Source organism: Nocardioides sp. LMS-CY, assembly GCF_018732145.1.
Lineage (GTDB): Bacteria > Actinomycetota > Actinomycetes > Propionibacteriales > Nocardioidaceae > Nocardioides > Nocardioides soli.
In genome coordinates, this window is the sequence record NZ_CP076104.1 from 3777938 (window position 1) to 3803584 (window position 25647).

Genomic DNA, 25647 nt, shown 5'->3' on the forward strand with positions numbered 1-25647 from the left:
CGGGGCGGGACGTCAGCCAGCCAGCCGCCGGCCGAGCAGCCGACCGAGGGTCAGGGCCGGCGTGAGCAGCATGCCGGAGCAGAAGCTGTTGCCGCAGGTGGCACCGGCTCCGATGACCTCGCCGACGGCGTACAGACCGGGGATGGGCGCGCCCGACTCGGTGCGCACCGCGCAGCTCGCGTCGATGTCGAGGCCCTGGAAGGTGACCAGCGTGATCGCGTGGTTGCGGATCGCGTAGAAGGGCGGCGTGGCGATCGGCGCGGGCAGATGACGGCGACCGAAGTCGGGATCGGCGCCGGCGGCGACGAAGGAGTTGTAGCGGCCGACGGTCGTCTCGAGGGCGTCCGGCGCGATGCCGGCGAGCGCGGCCAGGGCGGTCAGCGAGCCGGCGGCGTGCACGCCCGGACGAGCACCGGCCAGCGCCCGCACCTCGTCGGGCTCCCGGCCGACCAGCAGCCGCTGGGACCCGGTCGACAGAGTGAGCGCGGCGTCGTCGAACACCGTCCAGAAGGTCTGGTCGGGGATGCCGACCAGCGCCCGCTCCTTCGCGTCGATCGACGGCTCGTCCTCCGCGACCCAGCGCCGGCCGGTGCGGTCGACGTAGATCTCGCGCGGCGGCCGCTCGGCGGTCAGCACCTGCCGCTCGCGCCAGTTCGCCCGCGCCGGCGAGACCGGGTCGGGCAGCCCGCCGAACGACGGCAGATGGGTGCCGGCACCCTGCAGCGCCGCCCCGACCGACCGCCCGAGCTGCAGCCCGTCGCCGGTCGAGGTGCGGGCGGCGGCCGAGACCAGCGGCGCTCCCTCGAGCTCGGCGAAGAGCTCGGCGTCCGCGCCGTACCCGCCCGTGGCCAGCACCACCGACCGCGCGCGCACCTCAACCTCGGCGCCGTCCCGGTAGGTCTCGACGCCGATCACGGCGTGCCCGTCGGTCACCAGGCCGGTTACCGGCGATCTGGTCCAGAGCTCGACCGTCGACGAGGCCAGCTCGGCGCGAAACACCTCGAGGATCGAGGCGCCCTCGTCCTTGCCGTAGTAGGTGCGGGCGGTCCGGTAGGGCTCGTGGCCGTGCACGATGCGCGGCGTCTCGGGCGCGAAGGCGAAGCCGCGCGCGGCCAGCCACTCGATCGTCTCGGGCGCGTGCCGTGCGACCTGAGCGACGAGGTCCTCGCGGGCGGTTCCCCGGGCGATCCGGCGGATGTCGTCGAGGTGCGCCTCGGGGCTGTCCTCGATGCCGCGCTCGCGCTGGCGCGCGGTCCCGCCCGCCGCCAGGTGGCCACCGCTGATGTGCAGCGTCCCGCCGATCCGGTCGTCCTTCTCCACGACCAGGACCCGTGCACCCCCGGCGGCCGCATGTAGCGCCACGCTCAGGCCCGCCGGACCGGCACCGACCACCACGGCGTCGTACTCCAACACTGCCATTGCTAGATCATATATGTTTCAGGTGGTGTCTCGGTGAGTCACGGGGTGCGTCGGTTTCGGCTGCTGACGGCCGAAACCCGCACGACACGCCGGGGCGCCTCGGCGTGTCGTGCGGGGTCTGGCTGTCAGCAGCCAAGACCCGCATCCTCGACGACCACATGCACGATCCGGTGCGGCGAGGTGACGACGGCCACCCGGGTGGCACCGAAGGGCGGCAGGTCGAGGGCGAACACCGCGCCGCTCCACGCGCCGGGGTGACCGTCCGCGCGCCGGCGTACGTCATCGAGGTCGGGCACCGTCACGACCACGCCGACGAGCCCGCGGCGATCGAGCCCGGATCGGCCGAGCAGCGAGCCGCCGGCCGACTCGGGCAGGCCGTAGTCGACGAGGTTGAGATAGGGCTCGTCGCGCGCCGGGCCGACGGTCGACGACCGCACCCGGAGCCGCTCCGTCGACCCCAGGAGGTCGCTGAAGGAGGGGTCGTCGAAGGAGTACTCGTACACCACGCCCCAGCCGAGCACGTCGGCATAGAAGTCCAGCGACGGCCCAGCGTCGCCGAGCGGCAGCGAGATGCTGCAGACCTCGCTGACCACGCGGTCACGGATCCTGGCGAAGCCGGCGAAGAAGTCCCGCGGGCCGCTGAGGAACGCCGTCACGGTGCCGTCGGGCCCGGGCAGGTGCGCCTCCCGGAAGGCGCCCTCCGCGAGCTCGTAGCTGGCCTCCCCGGACTCCACCCGGTAGCCGAGACCGCGCGCGTGGGCGACGGCCCGGTCCAGGTCGGGCGCGTAGAAGTCCACCACCCGCAGCGCGTCGCGGCCCAGGCGGGTGGCCTCGTCGCGCACGGCGTACGCCGGCACCGGGTCGGGTCGCCACACCACCGCGCCCGCCCGTGCCCCGGGGGTCCGCAGCGCGACCACCTCCGCGCCGTGGACCAGCGTGCGCCCCGCCTCGACCATCCCGAAGACGTCGCCCAGACGGCTCAGGTGGGCAGTGAGGTCCGCGGTGGAGAAGAGCGGTCCGAAGAGGCGCGACACATCTATATCATCGCATCGTGACCGCTTCCGCAGATGCCGTCCCCGCCGTCGTCCTGGCCCGGGTCCCTGCGGGGGCGCCGACGCCGGAGGACCTCGCGCTCGTGGAGCTGCCGCGCCCCGACCTCGAGGCGGGCCAGGTGCGAGTCCGGGTGACGTCGCTCTCCCTCGACCCCTACCAGCGCTCCGCGCTCGGCGGCCGGCACCTGGGCGACGCCCCGGTCGGCCCCGGCGACGTGCTGCCCGGCCGCTCCGTCGGCGAGGTCGTCGAGTCGCGCGATCCCGGGGTCGCCGTCGGCCGGCGGGTGCTCGCCGAGACCGGGTGGCGCGCCGAGGCGGTCGTCGACGGCGCCGCCGTCACGCCGGTCCGGCTGCCACCGGGAGTGCCGGACTCCGCCGCCCTGGGCGCTCTCGGCATGCCGGGACTCACGGCGTACGCCGCGCATGTGCGGCACCTGCGCCCGACTGCCGGAGCGACCGTCGTGATCGGCGCGGCGACCGGGGGCGTCGGCTCGGTCGCAGGCCAGCTCGCCCGGCTCGCCGGCGCCCGCACGGTCGGGATCGTCGGCTCCGAGGAGAAGGCAATGCTCGCGACCGGACCTCTGGGGTACGACGTGGCCGTGCGGCGCGGCCCGTCGCTCGCCGACGAGCTCGCCCGGGCGTGCCCGGATCGCATCGACGGGTACTTGCACCTCGGCGACCAGGACACGCTCGACGTCGTCCTGGAGCAGCTGGCGGTCGGCGCCCGGGTGTCGCTGGCCGGGCTGATGGACCAGTACAACGGCGGCGCGCCGACCCGCCTGCGCGCCGGCGCCGTGATGGCGGCCCGGGCCGAGGTGCACGGGATGGTGGTCTACGACCACGGCGACCTCGCGGCCGAGCATGCGCAGCGCGTGGGCGACCTGCTCGCCTCCGGAGCCCTGGTCGCCCCGGAGGATCGCTACGCCGGCCTCGATCGGGCACCGCTCGCGTTCGCTCGGCTGATGGGCGGGCACACCGTCGGAAAAGTCGTCGTCGACGTCTGACCGCCACTCACCCGACGCGATCGTGCCCCGGCCCTCCTGACGGAGGACCGGGGCACGGTCGTCATGCGGTGGTCAGCAGGCCTTGGCCACAGCCTGCTTCGCGGCCTTGAGCTGCTTCTGGGACTTCGTCAGCTTGCCCTTGGCGGCCTTCAGCTTCTTCTTGGCGGCCTTGACCTTCTTGGCGTTCTTCGCCTTCTTCGCCTTCTTCACCTTGGCCTGAGCCTTCTTGACGTTGGCCTTGGCCTTCTTCACCTTGGTCTGCGCCGCCTTGGCCTTGACCTCGGCCGCGGTGCACGTCGCCGAGGGCGCCTTCACATCCGGCGGGCCCGCGACGTCCACGCCGACGGCCGCCGAGGTCGAGCCCCCGAAGGCGGCCGCGTCGGTCGGGACGAACGTCGCGGTGTAGGTGTGCCTGCCCGCGGCGACGCCGGCCAGAGCGAGGCTGGCGGCACCCGACGCGACGGCCGACTCTCCGACCTTGGTCGCGCCCTCGCGGAACTCGACCTTGCCGACCGCGCCGGCCGGAGCGACCGTCGCGGCCAGGTGCACGGCGTTGGCGGCCGCGGAGGTCGCCGCCAGCGTCGTCGTGGTCGCCGTCGCGGGCGCCGCCGGTGCGCAGTGGATGAGGTTGTCCGATCCGCTCGCGGTCATGGTGAGGACCGCGCCGGTGACGGCGATCTCGCTTGGAGCGGCGGTGCCCGCACGGTCGCCGCTCAGCGCGGGCATCGCGAACGGGGTGTTGCCGGGCTTGCTCGGCGAGTAGCTGCTCTCACCCGAGAGGGTCACCGCCTCACCGTCGACCGTCGTGGCCAGGTCGACCTTGAACTTGGAGATCGTCACGAACGCCGGCATGCCGGGCACGAAGTCCTCGGCCAGCACGCCGGCCACGTTCGTACCGGTGACGGTCGCCGCCAGGTCGGCGCGGTAGCCGATCGCGAAGTCGCCGAACACACAGGTCAGCTGCTGGGTGTCGCCGAGCCCCACGGGGCCGACCGCGGTGCAGGGCATCTCGGACTCCGAGGTACCGGGCCCGTAGGCCTGCACGCTCATCGTCACGTCGACGCTCTCGATGCTGACCTCGGTCGCGGCGGCGGTGCCGGTGCGAGTGCCGGCGACCTCGGGCATCGGAATGGCCGGATTGTTGGTGATCGGCGTCGGGTAGGTGACGTCACCGGACAGCTCCACGGCCTCGCCGTCGACCGTGGCGTTGACCACGGCGGAGGTCGCGTGCACCTTCAGGAAGGTCGGCATGCCGGTCGGCGGGATGTCGCTGAGCGTCGCCGTCACGCCGGTGCCGTTCGCGATGACGGCGACCTCGGCCGGGTAGGCGATGTCGAAGGAGCCGAACGCGCACGCCATCTGCTGGTCGATCTCGACCGGCGCGACCGGTGCGCAGGACATGTCGGAGTCCGAGGTGCCCGGCCCGTAGGCCTGGACGCTCATGGTCACGTCGATGCCCGCGACGCCGACCGACGAGACGTCGGCCGTGCCGGTGCGAGTGCCGGTGACGTCGGGCATCTCGATGACGGGGTTGTTGGTGATCGGCGTCGGGTAGGTGACGTCACCGGACAGCTCCACGGTCTCGCCGTTGACGGTGGCGTTGACCACGGCGGAGGTCGCGTGCACCTTCAGGAAGGTCGGCATGCCGGTCGGCGGGATGTCGCTGAGCGTCGCGGAGACCGCGGTGCCGTCGACGGTGAGCGCGACCTCGACGGGATAGGCGATGTCGAAGCTGCCGAACACGCACGAGAGCTGCTGCGTCACGGTCTTGCTGCTCGGTGCCGCCTGGGCCGCGGTGGTCAGCCCCGGCGCGACCAGCGTGCCGACCGTGAGAGCACCGACCACCAGGCCGGCAAGTTTGCGAAAGCGCATCTATTTCCTCCTCGGATGACCCCACCGCCACTGGTGTGGCCTGCGTCTCGTTGCGAGGATATACGATATCTCCCACGCGCAGAAGAGTTTCTCGGAGCCGTTCGTCGAGTCCCCGATATCGGCGACGGCCGGGGCTCAGAGTCCATAGCGGGCGAGCTTGTCCTCGCGGCCACCGCCGGCGAACTTCCGCAGCATCCGCCCGGTCGTCAGCCAGGCGATCTCCTCGCCGTTCTTCCTCGTGGCGAGCATCCGCTCGACGAGGTACGGCGCGACGTCGTCGACGTGGTCACTGAGGATGTTGACCATCTTGCGCTGGCTCTGCACCGACTCGGGGTGGGTGGCGGCCTCGCGCAGCCAACCGTCGGTGATCAGGATCCCGGGCCGCACCTGGCCGACGTGCACCGACGTGCCCGCGACCTCCTTCACCAAAGCCCTGGTGAACAGGTCGAGTCCCCGCTTGGTCGCGGAGTAGACGCCCATCCCGGGCCGGATCGATCCGTCGCTGCCGCCACCGAGGACGTTGAAGACCCGCCCCCCACCTGTCGTCGACATACCGCGCACCGCGACCTGGGCGCCGTTGATGGTGCCGAGCATGTTGGTCGACACCATGCCGGCGACCTCGTCCGGCGTGGTCTCGACGATCGTGCGCATCGTGTAGGCGACGCCGGCGTTGTTGACCCAGAGGTCGACGCCGCCGAGCTCGGCGGCCGCCTGGTCCCAGAGGGCCTGCACCTGCGCCGCGTCGCTGACGTCCGTCGGTCGCCCGACCACGCGGGCGCGAGCGTTCGCCTCCGGTTGGAGCTTGCCGACGGCCTCGTCGACCGCCTCGCGAGACCGTCCGGAGACGGCGACGCTGTGGCCGCGGCGGAGCAGCTCGCGGGCGAGCGCGAAGCCGATGCCCTTCGTGCTGCCGGTGACGACTGCGTTGGTCATGACGGGTCCTCCGGGATGGGTCAGCGGGCTCGGGCGAGCACGAGTCGGGCCTGGCGGACCACGGCCTCGTCGACGAAGCGGCCGTCGTCGTCGACGGCGACGCCCGCGCCGGCGAACTCCCAGCGGCCGACGAGGCGGCGGGCCGTCTCCACCTCCTCGGGCGAAGGGGTGAAGACGTCGTTGGCGATCGCGACCTGACCCGGGTGGATGCAGGCGCGGCCGACGAAGCCGAGCCGCGCGAGCTCGACCGTCGACGCCCGGAAGGCGTCGAGGTCACGGAAGTTCGTCGAGACCGGCGCGATCGGCGGCTTGATGCCGGCGGCCGCGGAGGCCAGCACGACGTGCGAACGCGCGTAGAGCAGCTCCCGCTCGTCCGCGCCCGGCACGATACCGACGTCGGCACGCAGGTCGGCCTCGCCGATCTGCAGTCGCTGCACCCGCGGCGCCCGCGCCAGCTCTCCGGCCCGCAGCACGGCACGGGCGCTCTCAAGGAGGGGCACCACGCCGGCGATCGACCCGAGGGAGGCCAGCAGCTGGTCCAGGTCGAGCAGCTCGTCGACGGTCTCGGTCTTGGCGACCATGAACCCCGTCAGCGCCGGTGCTCCCGCAACGGCGCGAACGTCGGCGTCGCGCATGGGACCGGCGTTCACCCGGACCCAGACGCCCACGTTGTGGAGGACCGGCAGGTCGTGCAGCCAGATGCGGGTCGTGTCGCGGGCGCGCTCCTTGTCACGCGGAGCGACGGCGTCCTCGAGATCGATGATGACCTCGTCGGCGCCGCGCTCGAGGATCCGCTCCAGCTTGTCCTCGGCATCGCCCGGCACGTAGAGCGCGGAGCGGGCCAGGAAGTCCCTCCGGTCAGCCGACACGGGTCTCCCCCTTGATCAGCGACTTCGCGACGACGGTGCGCAGGATGTCGTTGGTGCCCTCGCCGATGCTCATCAGGATCGAGTCGCGGTAGAGCCGCTCGACCTCGAACTCCGTCGAGTAGCCGTAGCCGCCGTGCACCTTCATCGCGTCGATCGCGGCCTGCAGGGCGACCTCGGAGCAGAAGATCTTGGCCATGCCGGTGGCGCCGTCGGCACGCCCGCGGCGTACGGCGTCGGCGGCCCAGTAGGCCATCAGCCGGGAGGCCTGCACCTGGGTGCCCAGCTCGCCGAGCTTGAGCTGGATCGCCTGGAAGTCGGCGATCGGCTGCCCGAACGCCTTGCGCTGCTGGGCGTAGGCCAACGCCTCCTCGTGCGCGCGCTGGGCGATGCCGACGGAACGGGCGGCGATGTTGACCCGCCCCCACTCCAGGGCCGAGAGCACCTGCTGCATGCCCTTGCCCTCGACCCCGCCGACCAGCTGGCTCACGGGGACTCGGACGTCGGTCAGCGCGATCTCGCAGGACTCGGTGCCCTTGTAGCCGAGCTTGGCGATGTCCTTGGTGACCTCGTAGCCCGGGGTGTCCGCCTCGATCAACAGCACGCTCATGCCACGGTGGGCGGGGCTCGCCTGCGGGTCGGTCTTGACGAGCACCGGCAGCGGGTCGGCGTACCGCGCGTTGGTGATCCACATCTTCGCGCCGTTGACCACGTAGTGGTCGCCGTCGAGGCGCGCGGTGGTGCGGATGCCCTGCAGGTCGGTGCCGGCGTCGGGCTCGGTCAGGCCGATTCCGGTACGCCGCTCGCCGGTCGCCAGCGCCGGCAGGTAGCGATCCTTCTGGTCCTGGGTGCCGTGCATCGCGATCAGGCGGCAGGCCAGCGAGTGGCTGCCCAGGATGCCCGCGACGCCCATCCAGCCGCGCGCGATCTCCTCGAAGACCAGCGCGAAGGAGACCGGATCGAGGTCGAGCCCGCCGTACTCCTCGGGGACGGTGATGCCGAAGAGCCCCATCTCCTTCATCCCGTCGACGATCTCGGTCGGATAGCGCCCGGACTGCTCCCACTCCCGGGCGACCGGCACGATCTCCTTGTCCACGAACGTGCGCAGCAGCGCCTTGAACTCGCGCTGGTCCTCGTCGAGCTCGAACCTCATCGGGTCTCCTCTTCGATCGGATGGAAGACGGGCAGGGCGCGACCGTCGGGCAGATCCACCCAGCCGACGGCGACGGCGTCGCCGATGGTCGGCTCCCCGGGTAGGCGGCTGAGGAGGATCGGCCCCTCCGGCAGCCGCACGCGCGCGACGACGTACGGCGTCGCGATGTCGGCCCGCGGAGCCCGGTGGACCACGGTGAAGCTGTCGACGGTGCCGCGGCCGCTGGCATCGACCTGCGCCAGGTGCTCGGTCTCACCGCAGCGGGTGCAGACGGCGCGGGGCGGATGCTGCCGATGGCCGCAGGCGCAGGCCTGGACGGTCAGCCGGTGCTGCCGCGTGGCGTCCCACCAGGCCTGGGTCATCTCGTCGGCGAGCGGGACGTCGGGTGGGGGCCACGTCATCGGGCCACCTCCTGCCGCGTCGGCCGGGTGGCGGTGAGCAGGCAACCGAACCTGCCGACCAGACGGTTGCTGACGCACCGCTGCACGGCCTGCTGGCCGGGTGGCGGTGAGCAGGCAACCGATCCGGCCAGCCAAACGGTTGCTGACGCACCGCCGCACGGGCGACTCACCGACGAGCGGTGGGCGATCCACCTGCCGAGCGGGGGGAAACGGTGGATCTCCCACCGCCGACCCGGGACGGCGCCGGGCCGCGGTGCGATATCCACCTGATGAGCGACCGAAAGAGTGGAGGAGCCACCGCCACCCGGAGGCATCGCGGTCATCGCGCCACCCCCAGCAGCACGGTGGCGTGGGTGGAGAGGATGCCGCCGGTGCCGTGGGCGACCGCGACCTCGGCGCCGGGCACCTGCCGGGCGCCGCACTCGCCGCGCAGCTGGCGGACCGCCTCGACCAGCAGCAGCACGCCGAACTGGCCGGGGTGGCAGTAGGACAGCCCGCCGCCGCTGGTGTTCAGCGGCAGCGCCCGCTCCCGCAGGAACGATCCGGCCTCGCCGGGGCCGCAGAAGCCGAGCGCCTCCAGGCTGAGCAGCACGGTGATCGTGAAGGAGTCGTACAGCTGGGCGACGTCGACGTCGGCCGGGGTGAGCCCCGCGCGTCCGAACGCGGCCGCGCCGGAGGCCACGGCGCCGGTGACGGTCAGGTCATCGACCGCCGTCATCGAGGCGTTGGTGGTGCTCTCGCCGTACCCGAGCACCTCGACGGGCGTACGGCGCAGGTCGCGGGCGCGCTCCAGCGAGGTCAGCACGACCGCTCCCCCGCCGTCGGTGACCAGGCAGCAGTCGGCGACGGTCAACGGCGAGGAGAGCATCGGGGCTCCGAGCACGTCGTCGACGGTCAGCGGTCCGGCGTCGTGGCGGTACGCCGCGGGGTTGAGCAGCGCCCACTCCCGGGCGGCGACGGCGACCTCGGCGAGCTGCTCGCGAGAGGCGCCGTGCCGGTGGAGGTAGGCCTGCGCCGCCATGGCGTAGTACGACGCCGGGTAGAGCGGGTCGTACGGCGCCTCGAACTGCGCCTCGGGCGTCCACGCCTCGTAGACCCCGCCGAGCGAGCGCGAGCGCGCCGAGCGCTGGTTCGAGGCGAACGAGATCACCACGACCTCGACCTGCCCGGCCTCGATCGCCTGGGCGGCACGGGCCACGAACATCTCGAACGCAGAACCGCCCGCGAACGTCGAGTCGGTCCACGACGGCCGGATGCCGAGGTGCTCGGCCAGCGACGTGGCGGAGAACCGCGCGACCCCCGTGGTCGCGATCCCGTCGACGTCGGCGAGGGAGAGCCCGGCGTCGGCGAGTGCCCGGGTCACGGCCTGGGTCTGCAGACCCAGGATCGACAGCCCGGTCGAGCCGAGGTCGCACTCGGCGGCGCCGACGATCGCGACGCTCATGGGCGCCGCACCTCCGCACGCGCCGGCGCGACGGCGGCGCGGGCGCCCGCGCCGACCACCTCGACGGTGCAGTCGAGGGTCGTCAGGTCACCGTCGACCGAGGTCACCCGGCCGGCGCAGCGCACCGTCTCCCCGGCGTACACGAGGTTCTTGAAGCGGAACGAGAGCGCCGTCAGCGTCGCCTCCGGACCGGCCCAGTCCAGCACCATCTCGGCCAGCAGCGCGCCGAAGAGCTGGCCGTCGACGACCGGCGCCGGCAGCCCGCGCTCGCTCAGCCAGGCGCTGTCGTAGTGCAGCCGGTGCCAGTCCCAGGTCGCACCGGCGTAGGCGACCATGTCGGCGAGCTCGATGGTCCGCTCCAGCGACAGCTCCGTCGCTCCGCTCACGGCTGCACCTCGACGTAGATCAGGGTCTCCTCGTTCTCGACGAGCAGCTCGCCCGCCTGGTCGGTGTAGGTCGCCAGCGAGGTGACCACGACCATCCCGTCGCCGGAGCCGGTCGTGCGCTCGGCGACGTCGGTGACCGTCCAGGTCGCGGTGACGACGTCGTCGGGCCGCACCGGCCGGTGGAACCGATAGGAGTTGCCACCGCGCACCTCGCGCGTGCCGGGCAGGTGGAAGTCCCAGCCGTGACCGGCGAAGCCGTTCTCGTCGCGGGGCAGGTTCACGAACTGGTTCGTCTCGCAGACCAGCGTGGGCGGCGCGACGTCGCCGGCCAGGTGCGCCGGATTGTCGTCCCCCGTCGCCAGCGCGAAGTAGCGGATCGCGGCCCGGCCCAGCGGCTCGGGCGCGGTGTACGTCGCCGTGCGGCCGACCAGCGCGCGCACCTCGTCGGTGAGGAGCGTCATGCCGGCTCCCCCGCCAGCACCGCCGTCGGGAAGACCTCGAACAGAAACTCGGAGCGGAGCAGCCCGGCGCACCCGGCGACCGACGCCTTGGCGGCCGGGAACCTCCGCTCACGGGCCGCCGCGATCTCCGCGGCGTCCCCGTCGGGGCAGACGTACTCGAGCACGTGGGCGAGCCGGTCGGGAGCGGCGCCGACCTCGTCGAGCACGAGCTGGATCGCTGCGTACGTCGCGTCGGCCTGGGCCGCGGAGTCTCCCGGGTGGAGCGCCTCCTGGGTCTCCATGTCGAGGGCGGCGAACCCGCTCATGTAGAGGGTGTCCCCGGCGAGCACGCCGGGGGTGTAGGTGAGGGTGTCGTAGCGCGTCCAGCCCGGGTTGACCGCGGTCAGCGGGAGCCGCGACGCGGTGACGTCGAGCGCGGCCAGCACCCCGGGCCGGTGCAACCGCGACATCAGGATGCCGCCCGCGCCCGGGTAGACCCCGGCGCCGCCGAGCCGGTCCTTGCGCTCGCGGTGGGTGCGGCGATAGACGTCGCGGGTCGCCGGCGTCGAGTAGTCGTACGTCGTGACCGCGGCGTCGAGCGAGAGCCCCAGCGCCTCGAGCCGGCGGCCGGCCTCGTCCAGGCACCAGGCGTACTGGCCGACGAAGTCACCCTCGTGCACGACCTCGCCGCTCGCGTCCACCGGGATCACCGTCGGCAGCACGACCGCGCCCTCGCCGACGGGCGGGGCACCGATCTCGGCGCGGTACGCCGCGCCGTCCGGCAGCGACTCGACCACGATCGTGGCGACGTCGCCCTCGGTCGTGCGCAGCTCGTCGTAGCGCTCCAGGGCATCGACGGTGATGTACTCGGTCCAGGTCATCGGGTCTCCTCCGGGGTCGCGAGGCGGTCGGCGACCGCGATCAGGGCGGGCAGATCCAGCGCGTCGACGGCAGCGGCGAGCTCGGCCGCGGCGGCGGGGCCGCCGAGGTTGCCGGCGAGCTTGGCGTCCAGGGCCGCACCCGCGCTGCGGTCGACCTGGCCGTGGAGCGTGCGTCCGTCGCCGAGCTCGACGACGACGCGGCTCGGTGCGTCGGCGGCGACCCGGGCGTCGGGCACCTCGGTCACCCGGACCCGGGCGGCGAGGGCGCGGACGTCGGGGCGGGCGAGCGAGTCCGGCGCGTAGGTGTCGACGGTGACCTCGCCGTCGGTCAGCAGCGCGGCGAGGCTCCACGGCAGCGAGAACTTCGCGTCGTACGCCGTGCGCGGGTCGACCTTGTCGGGCGTGCAGACGATCGCGGCGCTGTCGGGGTGCACCTCGACGGCGACCTCGCGGATGGTGGCCGGGTCGAGCGGGAGCACCTGGCGACCGGCGTCGAGCGCGGCGTGCATGAGCTGGCAGGCCGGATAGGGCTTCAGCGTGATCCGGGTGGTCTCCCAGCGCAGGCCGAGGCCGGCCGTCACCAGCGCGGCGTCGGCATGCCCGTCGGCGAGCGCGGCGTAGACGCCGCGCTCCCCCTCGACGACGCTGGCCGGGCCGTCCGCCCCGGCCGCCGCCAGTCGGGCGGCCAGGATCCCGGCATGCGAGGCGAGGCCGGGGTGCAGCTGCTTGGTCGACGAGCCGGTGGCCAGGAACTCCAGCAGCCCGCCCGCGCTGCTGCCCGCGATGCCCAGGGCGTCGACGGTGGTGGCGCGGTCGAGCCCCATCAAGCGGGCCGCGACGAGGGCCGAGGAGAAGACGCCGCACGCCATCGTGGCGTGCAGGCCCCGGTGGTGGAACGCGTGCGGCGCCGCCCCCGCGATCCGGCACACGGCCTCGAAGCCGGCGACCGCGGCCACGAGCGCCTCGCCGGCGCCGGCGCCGACCTGCTCCCCCACGGCGAGCAGCGTCGGCAGCACCACCGCGGTGGCGTGCACGAGCCCGCCGGCATGGGTGTCGTCGAAGTCCAGCGCGTGCACGAGCGTGCCGGTCGCGAGCGCCGCGGCCGGCGCCGAGACCCGGACCCCGCGCGCCAACAGCGTCGACTCGGCCGGACCGCCCAGCCCGGCGGCCACGGTCAGCGCGGGCTCGGCGACACCCCGGCGGGCCGCCGCAACTGCGGTCCCGAGCCCGTCGAGCAGGTGCCGGCGGGCCGCCGCGGCGACCTCGTCGGGCAGGTCCGCGCGGCGCAGGCCGAGGGCCCACGCCGCGAGGTCGGAGGAGACGGTCACGGCAGGTCCCCGAAGGCGCCCTGCTCGGTCAGCTCGCTCACCCGGGCCTCGTCGTACCCGAGCAGGTCGCCGAGCAGGCGGTCGGCGTCCTCATGGCGCAACGGCGCGCGGCGGTACGTCGGGCGCTCGGCGCCCACCCGCACCGGCGACGCGACCTGCCGCACCGTGCCGTAGCGCGGGTGCTCGGTCTCGACGAGCAGGTCGCGCGCGATCGTGTGCGGCTCGGTCAGGGCCGCCTCGACGTCGTTGATCGGGGCGGTCGGCACCGACGCCGCGCGCAGCGGCTCGACCCACTCGGCCACGGTGCGCTCCGCGAAGATCTCCTCCAGCAGCGGCAGCAGCAGGTCGCGGTTGCGGTCGCGGTCGGCGAACGTCGCGAAGCGCGGGTCGTCGGCCCACTCCGGCCGCTCGATGACGTCGGTGAGGCGCTGCCAGAACTTCTCCTTCGCGCAGCCGACGACCAGCCAGCCGTCCTGGGCCTCGAACGCCTGGAACGGCACCAGCGACGGGTGCGCGGAGTGGCGCGTGCGCACCGGCCGGAACCCGGCGTTGAGGTGCCAGGTCGCCGGATAGGTCAGCAGGCCCATCGCGGTGTCGTAGAGGCTGACGTCGCAGTCCATGCCGACCCCGTCGCGACGCGCCGCGTGCAGGCCGGCGAGTAGCGAGATCGCGGCGACGAAGCCGCCGCTGTAGTCGACCATCGAGAGCCCCGACTTGGTCGGCGGGCCGTCGGGGTCACCGGTGAGGTCCATCCAACCCGCGAGCGCCTGCAGCACGTAGTCGTAGCCCGGCTCCTGCTGCCGCGGCCCGGTCATCCCGAAGCCGGTGAGCGAGCAGCACACGATCCGCGGATTGAGGTGCTTGAGGTCGTCGTAGGTGATGCCGATCTTCGCCGGCACGTCGCCACGCAGGTTGCTGTAGACGGCGTCGCCGACCTTCACCAGGTCCTCGAAGACCGCGCGGCCCGCGGGAGTCGCGAGGTCGAGCGACAGGCTTGACTTGTTCCGGTTGAACGCCTCGAAGAAGAGCGAGTCCTCGCCCTCGGCGTACGGCGGCACGTAGCGGCCGACGTCGCCGCCGACGCGCGGGTCCTCGATCTTGATCACCTCGGCGCCCAGGTCGGCCAGGTGCACGCTGCCGAACGGTCCGGCGCCGTACTGCTCGACCGCGATGATGCGAACGTCCTGCAGGGGCTTCATCGGCACAGCTCCTCGATGACGGCGATGACCTCGCGCTGGGCGGCCCGGATCTCGTCCGGCGCGAGCCCGTGGGTGGGCGGGGTGAGCTTGATGGTGTCGGCGAGGCCGGCGTACGCCGCGATCCGCTCGGCGACCTGGTCGCGCGTGCCCGAGAGCGTCAGGGCGTCGACCATCGCGTCGGAGACGTGGCCGGCGAGCCCTCCTGCGGTCGAGCCGGCGAAGGCGTCGATGACCTTCTGCTGGTCCGCGGCGAGGCCGTGGAAGTCGAAGAAGTCGGCGTAGGTGCGGACGGTGGCGTAGAAGCCCACCATGCCGGCGCTGCGGCGCCGGGCGACGGCGGGGTCGCGGTCGATGGAGCAGCAGGCCGACGTGACGACGTCGACCCGGCGACCGTGGGCGCCGAGCTCGGGAAGGATCCTCTCGCGCAGGAACGCCGGCGACGTGAGCTCGTGGGAGATCCAGCCGTCGCCGATCTCGCCGGCCAGCCGGGTCAGGGCCGGCCCCATCGCGGCGAGGTAGACCGGGATGTCGGTGCGCGCCGGCGGGTAGGGCCGCCGGTAGCCGCGGATCCGCATCGGCTCCCGCTCGCCGTCGAGCTCGATCGGCTCGCCGCCGGCGCAGCGGGCCCAGAACTCGCGGACGTTGCGGACCGTCTCGCGCAGCATCGTGACGGGCTTGTCCCAGTCGACGCCGTGCCAGTCCTCGTTGAGCCGACGCACGCCCGTGCCCAGCCCCAGCACGAACCGACCGCCGGAGAGCTCGTCCAGGTCGAGCGCCTCCAAGGCCGTGACCATCGGGCTCCGCGTGAAGGCCAGCGCGATCGCCGTCCCCACCTGCGCGCGCGTGGTGGCGGCCGCGACCCCGGCCGCAGTGACGGTGGCGCTGCGGTGCAGCTCGGGCACCCACACCGCCTCGGCGCCGGCCTCCTCGGCCGCGCGGGCCGCGGCCGCCACCTCGGCCAGGGTCTCGCCCCACGGACCGAACGTGATCCGCATCAGTCCTCCAGCGTCAGCGGCCGCTCGCCCTCGGGGAAGATCCCCTCGAGCTGCTCGGCGCCGCGCCGGTAGACGTAGAAGGTGCGCAGGAAGGAGCACACCTCCTTGCCGTCCTGGTTGAGGGTGCGGGTGCGCACGGTCACGATGCCGGCGTGGGGGCGCGAGGACGACTCGCGCTTCTCCTTCACGATCGACTCGCTGTAGAGCGTGTCACCGGCGAAGACCGGGTGGGTCATCTTGATGTCGTCCCAGCCCAGGTTCGCGAACGCGTTCTGGGTCAGGTCGGTGACGCTCTGGCCGACCGCGATCGCGACGGTCAGGGTCGAGACGACCAGCGGCTTGGCGAACTCCGAACGCGCGGCGTACTCGGCGTTGAAGTGCATCTGGTTGGTGTTCATCGTCAGCAGCGAGAACCAGGTGTTGTCGGCCTCGCTCACGGTGCGCCCCAGCGGGTGCTGGTAGACGTCACCGACGGTGAAGTCCTCGAAGAACCGTCCCTGCCAACCGGGCTGCACGCTCACGCGATCTCTTCCTCTCTGGCGGCGGCGAGCAGCAGCTCGGCGACCGCGTCGGGCCGGGTGAGCGGGGCGTCGTGCCCCGCCTCGACCCAGGCGTACGGGATGCCGCGCTCGTCGAGCCGGCTCCGGGTGGTGCCGCACGGGTACGCCGCCGGCGTGCCCGTGCAGAAGACATAGGTCGTCGCGGCGACCGGCTCGCCGACCGAGGCCGGGTCCAGCGACGGGGCGAACGGCACCGGCGCGAGCCGCTCGTTCATCCAGGCGGCGGTGTCGGCGTCGAGGTCGCCGGCCGACTCGATCGGCCGTGGCGGGATCACCGTCTCGCGCGGCGGCAGCTGCAGCGGGGAGGCACCCAGGTCGACGGCCCGCTCCCCCGGCTCCGGCACGGCGGCATCGACATACACGATCGCCCGGACGGGCACGCGCAGCGCCACCTCGCGCACGACCACACCGCCCTGGCTGTGCCCGGCGAGCACCACGTCGTCGCCGGTCACCAGCGCCGCGACCTCGTCGACCCAGGTCTCGAGCCCGCTCGCGGTCTCGCTCAGCGTCGGGGCGTGCACCTCGTGACCGGCGGCGCGTAGCAGCGGCGCGACCCGGTCCCAGGCCCAGCCGCCGCGGAACGCCCCGTGGACGAGGACGAACGTGCTCACCCGGCGTACCCCGGCTCGTCGAGGACGACCTCGAGGTACTCGCGCGGGTAGGACTCGTAGGGCCGGAGGTGCTCGTACATCGCGACCAGGTGGTCCTGGTAGTCGGGGTGCTGCGTGCACTGCTCGTAGGACGCGACGGAGTCGAAGTAGCGCAGGTGCGTGAAGTGGGTCCGGTCCTCGACCCCGCGCACGAGGCGACGCCCGCGGTAGCCCGGGTGGTCGCGGAAGAAGCGCCCGAACTCCGCGGACAGCGCGACGTACGCCGCGGCGTGCTCCTCGCCCGGCTTCGTCCACGCCTGGCTGACCACCACGATCACGACGGCCTCCCTCCCTGACGGACTCCACGTCGAACACCGATCCGATGACAACATAGATCATATATCCGTAGCATGCAGGCATGACGAGCAGCACACAGACCAAGACGATCCACGAGTTCCTCGCCGAGGCGCCGGACGTCGACCGCTCCGAGCTCTGGGCGGCGCTCTGGGGCATCCTGAGCGAGGCCAAGAACAAGATCACGGCCGAGCTCGAGGTGACGCCGCACGCCTCGGGCGCCGGCCTCGACTACTGGACCAGCCCCGACGGCGGCTACGAGGGCTCGCTGAACCCCTACGTCGGCGACCCCGACGAGGGCGTCGAGTGGCTGGTCCACTCCTGGATCGGCAACCGCCAGGCGTCGATCCTCGACATGAACCTCCAGGTCTGGCTCGGCCCCCACATCGACGTGCCGCACCTGGTGATCGTCTTCGGCACGGTGCCCCGCGTCTTCCACTTCAGCGATGTGGTGCCGCGCCGCGACCCGATGACCGACGTCGACTACCTCAACCGGTACTTCGAGCCCGAGAACGCCGCGTGGCTGCGGCTGCGCGGCGACGACCGGTTCCTCTGGTCGGTCAGCCACGGCACCTACATGCGGGCGTTCAACTCGCCGATCGCCAACTCCTACATGGCCACCTGTCCCGACGACGAGGCCGTCGCGGTGCTCGGCGAGTCGGTGCGCGAGCGCGTCGACACCTGGCTGCGCTGGGTCCGCGAGGCGCAGCCGGTGCCGGTCGAGGAGCGCGCGGCGCTGCGGCGGCGCGACCACCTGGTGCGTCGCTACGGCTACACCCTCGACCCCATGAACGAGCTGTCCAAGAAGTTCCTCGGAGCCGAGCGCGTCGACGAGCTGGTCGCGACCCGTGCCGGGCTGGGCCAGATCGCCGAGCTGGAGGGTCGGTCGTGAAGGTGCTCGTGATCGGCGTCGGTCTGGTCGGCACCGAGGTCGGCCTCCGCCTACGGGCGCTGGGCCACGACGTCGCGGTCACCACGACGACGCCCGGCAAGGTCGAGGGCCTCCGCGCGCACTTCGACGAGGTGCTCGTGCTGCGCGGCAGCGACCGCGATGCCGTCGCGGCCGCGGTCGCCGGCCGGGATGCGGTCGTCGTCGCCGCCGGACCCTCCGCCCAGCGCGCGATGACGCCCGAGGACCGCGCGACGTCCTACCGCGAGATCCTCGTGGACACCGCCGAGTCCGTCACCGCGGCCGACAACCGGGCGTACCTGGTGGCGCTCTCGTCGCTCTCGGTCTACGGCAACGCCGCCGACCACCTGCCCGAGGTCACCGAGGACTCCCCCGTCACCGACTCGACGGACCCGAGCCCGACGATGTTCCTCGCCATGGAGGGGGTGTACCTCGAGCGGGCCGGCGACCGGGCCTGCGTCTTCCGGTGTGGCGACATCTTCGGCGCCGACGACCCGCCGGTCGAGGCGAAGGTGGGCATGGCGCACCAGTACCTCGGCGGCTCGGTGCCCTTCAGCGGCGACGCGCTCTTCTACCGGCTCGCCGTGGAGGATGCCGCCGACGCGATCGTGCACGCGCTCGAGCGCCGCCTGATCGGCCTCCACAACCTGACGCACCCCGAGGTCCCGCCCACCAACGCGGCGCTCTTCGACGCGATCTCGGCGGCGCAGGGCCTGCCGGCGCTCACCTACCGCGACGAGATCGCCTCACCGCGGAGTCCGATCTCCGTCGCCCGGCTCACCGCGAGCGGCTTCGTCGCCGGCCGGTCGTACGACGCCGCCACCCTGGCCGCCGCGACCTGACCCGGCCGGAGGCCGGCACCGCATCGGCGCAACGGCCACCGGCCCGGCAGCAGGCTGCCGGGCCGGTGGTCGTTCTTCCTGCCGCTCAGGGCTTCCGGCGCGCCACCTGGGGCACGCAGAGCAGGCCCGCCGCGCCGAGCAGCACCAGCGCCAGCGCCCACAGCGCCACGACGGGGAGCGCGTCCCCGCCGCCGGTCTGCGGGAGCGAGCCGCCGTCGGCCGTCGAGCCGCCGTTGGCCGTGCCCGAGCCGTCCGTACCGGCGTCGTCCTCGATCGGCTCGGAGCCGACCTTCATCGTGCCGAGCGACTCGGCGTCGGCCGTGCAGGCGGCGTCGATCGAGAGCGCCGCGAAGTTGAACGTGAACCCGGTGACGGACACCTCCACCTCGTCGTCGCCGGCGACGCTGCCGGTCAGGGTCGGCACCGGCACCTTCTGGCGGGGCGGCGCCACGGCATGGGTCGAGCCCTTCAGGGTGGTCTTCCTCTTGCCGACCACGACGTCGAGAGTGACGTCCATCTTGCCGTCGATCGGCACCGGCGAGATGCCCGGCAGGTCGGTCATCTTCGCGGACAGCGAGATGTCGTGGCCCGCCTTCTTGCGATAGCCCGAGACCGTCACCGTCGCCGGGTAGTCGAAGTCGGTGTTGAGCGGGTTCAGGACGCACGCGAAGTCGACGGAGCCCTTCGCCGGCTTGCCGCTGTCCGACCCGGGCTTCGAGGTCGGCTTCGAGGTCGGCTTCGAGGTCGGCTCGGCCGTGGGACTGGTCGACGCGCTCGGGGTGGCGGTCGCGCTGGTCGTCGTGGTCGGCGTGGGGGTGGGAGTCGCCGTCGGCAGCACGCAGTCGGTGGCGATGCCCATGACGACCAGCTGGAAGCTGGTCAGCACGTCGGGCAGCGAGTCGACCGGGAAGGCCAGCGTGCCCTGGAGGTCGGGCACCGGAACCGGCTGGTTGGCGCCGCCGTTCGTGATGCTGCCGCTGCCGGTCAGTGTGGTCGTCGTGCCACCGAGCGTGAGCACGAGCTTCGAGGTGCCCGGGAAACCGGCCATCTTCACCGGGGCGATCGCGGGCAGGTCGGAGACCTCGACGGTCACCGCCGTGCCCGCCGGCCCGGTCGCCGAGAAGACGAACTGGGCGTCGGGCCAGGCGAACGTGTTGGGGGGCTTGGCGGGGTCGACCACGGTCGAACAGTTGAGGCTGACGGTGGACGTCGACGCGGCCGTGGCGGTGCTTGCGAAGGCGGCGATCGACGCGAGCGCCAGGCCGGCGACGCCGAGGATCGCGGCGACCGAGTGCCGCACGCCGGTGCGCCTCATCGGGCGCCCTCCCGCCGGCGTCCGGGCACCAGCAGCACCACGCCGACGCCGGCGGCCAGCAGCGCGGTGGCGCCGAGCATCAGCACGGGCACGGAGTCGCCGGCGCCGGTCTTGGGCAGCGACCCGGCGTCGGACCCGGCGTCCGTGCTCGTGTCGTCGCCCGTGGTCGCGGGCGCGTCCGTCGCGGACTGGGTCGGCTCGGCGGGTGCCGCGCTGCCGAAGCTGATCTTGGTGACCGAGGTGTTCGCGGAGACCGTCGCCTTGTCCGCGGCGGTCGGGAGCGGGGCGCCGGCGATCACGCACTGCACCTTCGTGCAGTCGTGCCCGCCGAACTGCTTCTTCACCACCACGGTGAAGGCCGCGACCTTGCCACTGGCGTCGGCGTCGCGGAACTTGGCGCCGCCCTGCAGGTTGCAGTCGGCGGGGCCGACGTAGCCGTCGACGCACTGGCCGATCGCGATGCCCTTGAGGTTCGGCGCGAAGCCGGCGCCCGAGATCGTCAGGGTCTGCCCGTCCGACAGGCCCTGGGTCTGGCTGATGGTGAGCGCGGGCGCCGCGAAGCTCGGCGGCGCGGTCACCAGCACCACCAGCACGGCGGCCGCGGCCGCGAGGCCGCGGGACAGGGCGCGGGTCGGCAGGGTCAGTCTTCTTCTCACGTCGATCTCCTCAGGGTTGGTCATCGACTCGTCACGGGCTGGATCCGGGTCGCCAGCGGGTCGGGGCCGCGGTCGCCGTCCGGCTGCGCGACCCGGAGGCCCGAGCGGTGGATGGCGGCCTGATCGGCGCCGAGGTACGACGTCACGACCGCGGGGTCGGTGCGCACCTCGTCGGGGGTGCCGGTCGCGATCACGCGACCGAGGTTCATCGCGATCATCCGGTCGGACAGCCGCGACAGCAGGGGCAGGTCGTGCTCGATGACGACCATGGTGGTGCCGAGCTCCTCGCGGATCTCCAGGAGCAGGTCGCCGAGCGCGTCGCTCTCGCTCTGCGCGATGCCGGCGGAGGGCTCGTCGAGCAGCAGCACGCGCGGCTCGAGGGTGAGCAGGCAGGCCAGCTCGACCACCCGCCGGGTGCCGGTCGAGAGCTCGCCGACCGCGTGCCGCGCGTAGTGCGTGAGCCGCATCCGCTCGAGCACCTCGTCGGCCGCGGCCGACTTGTCGCGCTCGGCCGAGCGGACGCCGAGCGCCGAGGTCCACAGGCGGGTCGGCTCGACCCGCTCCTGGGCCACCATCAGCGTCTCGTGCACGGTGAGCGTCGGGAACAGCGCGGCGTCCTGGAACGACCGCACCAGGCCCTCCCGCGCCCGCTGCTCCGGCGTGGCCGACGTGAGGTCGATCCCGTCGAAGACGATCCGGCCGCGGTCGGGCCGCGTGAAGCCCGCGACGATCTCGAAGCAGGTGGTCTTGCCGGCGCCGTTGGGCCCGATCACCCCGAGGATCTCGCCCGGCGCGACCTCGAAGCCCACGTGGTCGACCGCCACCACGCCGCCGAAGCGGCGCGAGACGCCGTCGACGGTGAGGATCGAGGCGGCACCGTGGGTCGCGGCCGGCGCGCGAGGAACCAGGCCCTCCAGGCGCGGCCGCTCGTGCAGCGGGGACGACGCGTGGCCGGTGGCGTCGACGACACCGTGCCGCTCGCGCAGCGGGTCGATGCCGTGGCGGCGGGCCAGCCCGTCGTACAGCAGGTCGCGGCCGCGGACGAGGACTCCCCCGATGCCGTCGGGCAGGAAGATCACCACGAGCAGCCAGGCCACCGCCAGCGCCGCCTGACCCACCGTGCTCATGCCGACCAGCGCCGGCAGCCCGACGATGATCAGCGCGCCGATCAGCGGCCCGAGCGTCACGGTGAGGCCGCCGACGACCGTGACGGCGACGACGTCGATGCTGGCGGCCGCCGGGAAGGAGTTGACCGTCAGCTGCGACTGGCCGTGTCCGATCACGATGCCGCCGAGGCCGGCGAGGCCGCCGGAGACGGCGTAGAGCTGGAGCATCCGCATCCGGTTGGGGACGGTGAAGGCGCGTGCGGCGTGCTCGTTGTCGCGCAGCGCCTGCACCATCCGGCCGAAGCCACCGTGTCGCAGGTTGTTGGTCACCCACACGCCGATGCAGAGCATCAGCAGCGCGAAGAGGTAGTAGTCGACGGCGTACTCCAGCGGGTAGTCCCACCAGGTCGGCTTCGCCGGGGCGATGCCGTCGCCGAGGAAGACGCCCTGGCGCAGCAGCCAGGTCGAGGTGGCGAGGGCGAAGGCGAGCGTCGAGACCGCCAGCGCCAGGCCCTTGAGCCGCATCGCCGGGATGCCGACCAGCGCGGAGGCCACGGCCGCGGAGAGCACGCCGCAGAGCAGCCCGACGAGGAAGTTGCTCGTCGAGTCGGCGACGTGCACCGACGCCGCCGCGGCGATGCCGGCGTAGGCGAACTGGCCCAGCGACAGCTGGCCGGACACGCCGGTGAGCAGGCCGACGCTGAGGCCGACGAGGGTGTAGCCGGCCACCAGGGTGAGCACCGAGGCCGTGTCGTTGCTGACGACGTAGGCCAGACCGACGGCGACGGCGATGCCGAGCACCACCGAGACCCGCGGCAGCCAGACGATGCTGCGCACGCCACGGTAGGCCTCGGGCAGCGGCGGCAGCACGACCCGACGCCAGCGCCCCTTGTCCTGGCCGGCGCGGCCCAGCTGCGGCTGACGCAGCAGCGCGACGACGATGATCACGGCGATGACGACCGTCACCAGGCCACGGGTGTCGGGGTTGGACAGCAGCAGCTGCTCGATCACACCGATGCCGAGCGAGGCGGCGATCGCGATCGGGATCGACGACATCCGCGCGATCACGGCGCCGGCGAGTCCCTTGAGCAGCAGGTCGGGGCCGAGGCCCTCCATGCCGGCGCCGGCCGTCGTCGGGGTCACCAGGATCGCGGAGAAGGCGGCGATGCCGCCCGCGATCGTCCAGGCCAGCGTCGCCATCCAGCGCGCCGGGATGCCCTCGAGCCGGGCGATGTCGGGGTCGTCGGCGGCCGCGCGGATCGCCATGCCCATCCGGTGATGGCGCAGGAACCAGCCCAGGCCGGCCAGCAGCACGGGCGCGAGCACGAGCATCGCGACGTACGGCGTGCCGATCGGCAGCGACTGGATCTCGAAGGTGGGCAGCAGCGTCGGCTTCGGGTAGGTGAAGCCGCTGACCCCGTCGCTGTTGATCACCAGCGACATCACCAGGATCAGCTGGGACAGGCCCAGCGTGGCGATCATGCCGACCAGGCTCGGCCGGCCCTCGAGGCGACGTACGACGACCACCTCGACCAGCCCCGAGAGCAGCGCGGCGATCAGGATCGCGACCACGAAGGAGGCCCAGTAGGGCAGCCCCCAGTCCGCGACGAAGAGGGCGAGCACCGACGCGCCGAAGGCGCCGATCGAGCCGTGCGCGAAGTTCACGAAGCGGCTGGAGCGGTAGACCAGCACCAGGCCGACGGCGAGCAGGCCATAGGTCAGGCCGGTGAACAGCCCGATGACCAGCCGGTCGATGCCGAAGTCGAAGCCCGTCATCGGCCCACCCCGGCGGCCGCCGCGTGTCCGCCGAGCATCAGCGCGCGGACCCGCTCCGGGTCGGCGGCCAGCGCGGCGGCGCTCTCCTCGGCGATGATCTCGCCCTTCTCCATCATGTAGACCCGGTCGACCAGGGACAGGGCGACGTTGACCGACTGCTCGACCAGCAGCACCCCGCTGCCTCGCTCGTTGAGCCGGCGCACGAGCTCCATCAGCCCGCCGACGACGACGGGAGCGAGGCCGAGCGAGAACTCGTCGATCACCAGCACCTTCGGCTCGGCCACGATCGCCTTGGCGAGCGCGAGCATCTGGCGTTCGCCGCCGGAGAGGTTCGAGGCCGGCTGGTCGCGGCGCGCGTGCAGGCGCGGGAAGACGGCGAGCGCCGCCTCGACGGCCTCCTTCGTCCACTTCCGGCTGCCCGAGGTGAAGCCGTGCATCGCGAGGTTCTCCGCGACGCTGAGGGACGGGAACGTGGCCTGGCCGATCACCTGGCACAGCCCGAGGTCGACCCGCTTGCGCGTCGGCATCCGGGTGACGTCGACGCCCCCGAGGTGCACGGACCCGTCGTCGGGCCGCAGCAGTCCTCCGATGACCTTCAGCAGCGTGCTCTTGCCGACGCCGTTGGGCCCGAGCAGGGCGACCATCTCGCCCTGCTCGACCGTGAGACCGGCGTCGAACAGGACCTGCACGGGACCGTACGACGCCCGGATGCCGGCGCAGGCCAGGGCGGGCGCCGCGGCCGACCCGTTCGGCTCACTCGTCATCGAAGGGCACCTCGGGTCCGTCGTAGACGAAGGCGCCCTTGGCCTCGTCGTACCTGAGCACCCGATAGCCGCCGACCGCCGCGCGCCCGCCGTCGCCCAGGGCGTTGCCGGGCCCGGAGGCGCTCTGGAAGTCACCGCCGTCGCGGTCCACGGCCCGGGCGAACGCCGCGGCGTTGAGATCGCCCTCGATGCCGTCGGCACCGAGCTTGAGCAGCCGGGTGGCGTCGCAGTACGGCAGGGCCACCCGCGCCGACTCGCGGGACTCGAAGGCGATGCCGGCGTCGTCGTAGATCGCCAGGCACTCCTTCTCCGCGTCGGTGGAGGGGAACCTCAGCTCGGAGTCGGGCACGTCCTGCGGCGGGTGGAAGCCGATGCCCACCATCCCGTCCATGGTCGCGGCGGGCACGGTCGTCGGGTTGTTCACGAAGAACGACGGGTTGTCGAAGCTCGAGATCGCGTACCGCGGGGCGAAGCCGTCCTGCGAGCCGGCCACGGTCGCAAACACCGACGCCATCCGGGAGCCGCCGAGGAACATGATCCGCTCGATTCCCTTGCTGCGGAAGGTGATCGCGGCCTGCTCCAGGCCCTGGAACAGAGTGCCGGTGTCGGTCGTGTCGACCCACGCCACCTCGGGCTCCACCCCCGTCTCGCGCAGCAGCGGGACGGCGAGGTTCTCGATCGTGTCGCGGTTGACCGGGGAGTCGGCCGCGACGGCACCGACGCCGTCCTCGCCCGCGAAGAACTCCTGCTCGTCCAGCACCGTGACGTAGGAGCGCACGAACGCGTCGTACTCCGGGAAGCTCGCCGTCCAGAGGTACGGCGAGTGCTCGTCGAAGTACTCGCTGCTCATCGCGAAGAGCGACGCGTCGAGCACCAGCGTCTGCCGGTCGGCGTAGCAGGGCCGGGCGTTGGTCTGGTACTGCCCGGTCATCACGACCGCGAAGGCCCGGTCGTCCTGGGTGATCTTGTTGCACAGCTGCTCTTCGGCGGCCGGCGAGTCGGTCTCCGCGTCGTAGAGGCGGAACACCGCGTCCATCCGCTTGCCGCCGAGACCGCCGTTGTCGTTGACCCAGTCCTCGAGCGCCTTGATCTGCGCCTTCTGGTCGCCGACCGAGGCGGTCTCGAAGCCGGTCAGCTTCTTGACCGCGTCGAGGTCGACGGCGATGAAGACGACCTTGACCGAGTCGGCGGTGACGCCCGGCCCCGGACCCGCGCTCGCCGCCCCCAGGTCGGTGCCGGTGCCGGTGTTCCCGCCCGGCATCAGCGTGCCGCACCCCGCGAGCGCGAGAGCCAGGCCCGCACCGACCACACCGACGCGCAGCAGCGCCGACCGGTCCCGAGTCCATCTCCTCTTGCTCCGCACCAGTCACCCTTCGATCGACGTTCGATAGACAATATACG

Annotated in this window: 25 protein-coding genes; 3 read left to right on the forward strand and 22 right to left on the reverse strand. The window is 72.8% G+C overall.

What is annotated here, in order from left to right; genetic code table 11:
• Window positions 1–12 precede the first annotated feature (12 nt).
• Both KM427_RS17995 and KM427_RS18000 read right to left on the reverse strand, forming a co-directional pair.
• Entirely contained in the window at window positions 13–1419 is a 1407-nt protein-coding gene (locus KM427_RS17995) for an FAD-dependent oxidoreductase (protein WP_215524798.1), read from the reverse strand.
• Window positions 1420–1544: 125 nt separating this feature from the next.
• On the reverse strand, window positions 1545–2453 hold the full coding sequence (locus tag KM427_RS18000; protein WP_215524799.1) for a hypothetical protein: 909 nt from the start codon (window positions 2451–2453) through the stop codon (window positions 1545–1547).
• A gap of 17 nt (window positions 2454–2470) precedes the next feature.
• Between KM427_RS18000 and KM427_RS18005 the strand changes: the two genes are divergently transcribed.
• Window positions 2471–3475 carry an MDR family NADP-dependent oxidoreductase gene (locus KM427_RS18005; RefSeq protein ID WP_215524800.1) on the forward strand — a complete coding sequence of 335 codons (1005 nt, stop codon included), beginning with the start codon at window positions 2471–2473 and terminating at the stop codon, window positions 3473–3475.
• A gap of 72 nt (window positions 3476–3547) precedes the next feature.
• Here KM427_RS18005 and KM427_RS18010 read toward each other — a convergent pair whose 3' ends face one another.
• From KM427_RS18010 to KM427_RS18080, 15 genes are all read right to left on the reverse strand, one after another.
• On the reverse strand, window positions 3548–5347 hold the full coding sequence (locus KM427_RS18010; RefSeq protein WP_215524801.1) for an Ig-like domain repeat protein: 1800 nt from the start codon (window positions 5345–5347) through the stop codon (window positions 3548–3550).
• Between the two features lie 135 nt (window positions 5348–5482).
• The gene (locus KM427_RS18015; protein ID WP_215524802.1) at window positions 5483–6280 is read right to left on the reverse strand and encodes an SDR family oxidoreductase; all 798 of its coding nucleotides are present in this window, start codon (window positions 6278–6280) and stop codon (window positions 5483–5485) included.
• Window positions 6281–6300: 20 nt separating this feature from the next.
• The gene (locus tag KM427_RS18020; RefSeq protein WP_252274634.1) at window positions 6301–7149 is read right to left on the reverse strand and encodes an HpcH/HpaI aldolase/citrate lyase family protein; all 849 of its coding nucleotides are present in this window, start codon (window positions 7147–7149) and stop codon (window positions 6301–6303) included.
• Entirely contained in the window at window positions 7139–8299 is a 1161-nt protein-coding gene (locus KM427_RS18025; RefSeq protein WP_215524803.1) for an acyl-CoA dehydrogenase family protein, read from the reverse strand. The genes KM427_RS18020 and KM427_RS18025 overlap by 11 nt, the downstream gene beginning before the upstream one ends.
• Complete coding sequence (locus tag KM427_RS18030) at window positions 8296–8700, reverse strand: Zn-ribbon domain-containing OB-fold protein (protein WP_215524804.1); 405 nt, start codon at window positions 8698–8700, stop codon at window positions 8296–8298. The genes KM427_RS18025 and KM427_RS18030 overlap by 4 nt, the downstream gene beginning before the upstream one ends.
• A 319-nt stretch (window positions 8701–9019) precedes the next feature.
• The gene (locus tag KM427_RS18035; protein WP_183593441.1) at window positions 9020–10144 is read right to left on the reverse strand and encodes an acetyl-CoA acetyltransferase; all 1125 of its coding nucleotides are present in this window, start codon (window positions 10142–10144) and stop codon (window positions 9020–9022) included.
• Entirely contained in the window at window positions 10141–10530 is a 390-nt protein-coding gene (locus KM427_RS18040; protein ID WP_252274636.1) for a MaoC/PaaZ C-terminal domain-containing protein, read from the reverse strand. Before KM427_RS18040 ends, KM427_RS18035 begins: the two co-directional genes overlap by 4 nt.
• Window positions 10527–10991 carry an FAS1-like dehydratase domain-containing protein gene (locus KM427_RS18045; protein WP_215524805.1) on the reverse strand — a complete coding sequence of 155 codons (465 nt, stop codon included), beginning with the start codon at window positions 10989–10991 and terminating at the stop codon, window positions 10527–10529. Before KM427_RS18045 ends, KM427_RS18040 begins: the two co-directional genes overlap by 4 nt.
• Window positions 10988–11851: a Rid family hydrolase gene (locus KM427_RS18050; RefSeq protein ID WP_183593439.1), complete on the reverse strand. Its 864-nt coding sequence runs from the start codon at window positions 11849–11851 to the stop codon at window positions 10988–10990. Before KM427_RS18050 ends, KM427_RS18045 begins: the two co-directional genes overlap by 4 nt.
• Window positions 11848–13179 carry an MmgE/PrpD family protein gene (locus KM427_RS18055; RefSeq protein ID WP_215524806.1) on the reverse strand — a complete coding sequence of 444 codons (1332 nt, stop codon included), beginning with the start codon at window positions 13177–13179 and terminating at the stop codon, window positions 11848–11850. The genes KM427_RS18050 and KM427_RS18055 overlap by 4 nt, the downstream gene beginning before the upstream one ends.
• A complete protein-coding gene (locus KM427_RS18060; RefSeq protein WP_215524807.1) occupies window positions 13176–14378 on the reverse strand; it encodes a CaiB/BaiF CoA transferase family protein in 1203 nt (400 codons plus the stop codon). Before KM427_RS18060 ends, KM427_RS18055 begins: the two co-directional genes overlap by 4 nt.
• The gene (locus KM427_RS18065) at window positions 14375–15373 is read right to left on the reverse strand and encodes an LLM class flavin-dependent oxidoreductase (protein WP_215524808.1); all 999 of its coding nucleotides are present in this window, start codon (window positions 15371–15373) and stop codon (window positions 14375–14377) included. The genes KM427_RS18060 and KM427_RS18065 overlap by 4 nt, the downstream gene beginning before the upstream one ends.
• Window positions 15373–15894, reverse strand: a complete 522-nt coding sequence (locus KM427_RS18070; protein WP_215524809.1) for a MaoC family dehydratase — start codon at window positions 15892–15894, stop codon at window positions 15373–15375. The genes KM427_RS18065 and KM427_RS18070 overlap by 1 nt, the downstream gene beginning before the upstream one ends.
• On the reverse strand, window positions 15891–16544 hold the full coding sequence (locus KM427_RS18075) for an alpha/beta hydrolase family protein (protein ID WP_215524810.1): 654 nt from the start codon (window positions 16542–16544) through the stop codon (window positions 15891–15893). Before KM427_RS18075 ends, KM427_RS18070 begins: the two co-directional genes overlap by 4 nt.
• Window positions 16541–16861: an antibiotic biosynthesis monooxygenase gene (locus tag KM427_RS18080; protein WP_183593433.1), complete on the reverse strand. Its 321-nt coding sequence runs from the start codon at window positions 16859–16861 to the stop codon at window positions 16541–16543. The genes KM427_RS18075 and KM427_RS18080 overlap by 4 nt, the downstream gene beginning before the upstream one ends.
• Before the next feature lie 80 nt (window positions 16862–16941).
• Here KM427_RS18080 and KM427_RS18085 point away from each other — a divergent pair, with 80 nt between their 5' ends.
• A complete protein-coding gene (locus KM427_RS18085) occupies window positions 16942–17769 on the forward strand; it encodes a red chlorophyll catabolite reductase (RefSeq protein WP_183593432.1) in 828 nt (275 codons plus the stop codon).
• The gene (locus KM427_RS18090; RefSeq protein WP_215524811.1) at window positions 17766–18629 is read left to right on the forward strand and encodes an NAD-dependent epimerase/dehydratase family protein; all 864 of its coding nucleotides are present in this window, start codon (window positions 17766–17768) and stop codon (window positions 18627–18629) included. The genes KM427_RS18085 and KM427_RS18090 overlap by 4 nt, the downstream gene beginning before the upstream one ends.
• 85 nt (window positions 18630–18714) lie before the next feature.
• Here KM427_RS18090 and KM427_RS18095 read toward each other — a convergent pair whose 3' ends face one another.
• From KM427_RS18095 to KM427_RS18115, 5 genes are read right to left on the reverse strand one after another with little or no spacing between them, the layout of a single operon-like run.
• Window positions 18715–19944, reverse strand: coding sequence for a hypothetical protein (locus tag KM427_RS18095; protein ID WP_215524812.1), 1230 nt, complete (start codon window positions 19942–19944; stop codon window positions 18715–18717).
• Complete coding sequence (locus KM427_RS18100) at window positions 19941–20624, reverse strand: neocarzinostatin apoprotein domain-containing protein (RefSeq protein WP_183593429.1); 684 nt, start codon at window positions 20622–20624, stop codon at window positions 19941–19943. The genes KM427_RS18095 and KM427_RS18100 overlap by 4 nt, the downstream gene beginning before the upstream one ends.
• The gene (locus KM427_RS18105; protein WP_215524813.1) at window positions 20621–23482 is read right to left on the reverse strand and encodes a branched-chain amino acid ABC transporter permease/ATP-binding protein; all 2862 of its coding nucleotides are present in this window, start codon (window positions 23480–23482) and stop codon (window positions 20621–20623) included. The genes KM427_RS18100 and KM427_RS18105 overlap by 4 nt, the downstream gene beginning before the upstream one ends.
• A complete protein-coding gene (locus tag KM427_RS18110; RefSeq protein ID WP_215524814.1) occupies window positions 23479–24246 on the reverse strand; it encodes an ABC transporter ATP-binding protein in 768 nt (255 codons plus the stop codon). Before KM427_RS18110 ends, KM427_RS18105 begins: the two co-directional genes overlap by 4 nt.
• Window positions 24236–25609, reverse strand: coding sequence for a hypothetical protein (locus KM427_RS18115; protein WP_215524815.1), 1374 nt, complete (start codon window positions 25607–25609; stop codon window positions 24236–24238). The genes KM427_RS18110 and KM427_RS18115 overlap by 11 nt, the downstream gene beginning before the upstream one ends.
• Between the last annotated feature and the right edge of the window lie 38 nt (window positions 25610–25647).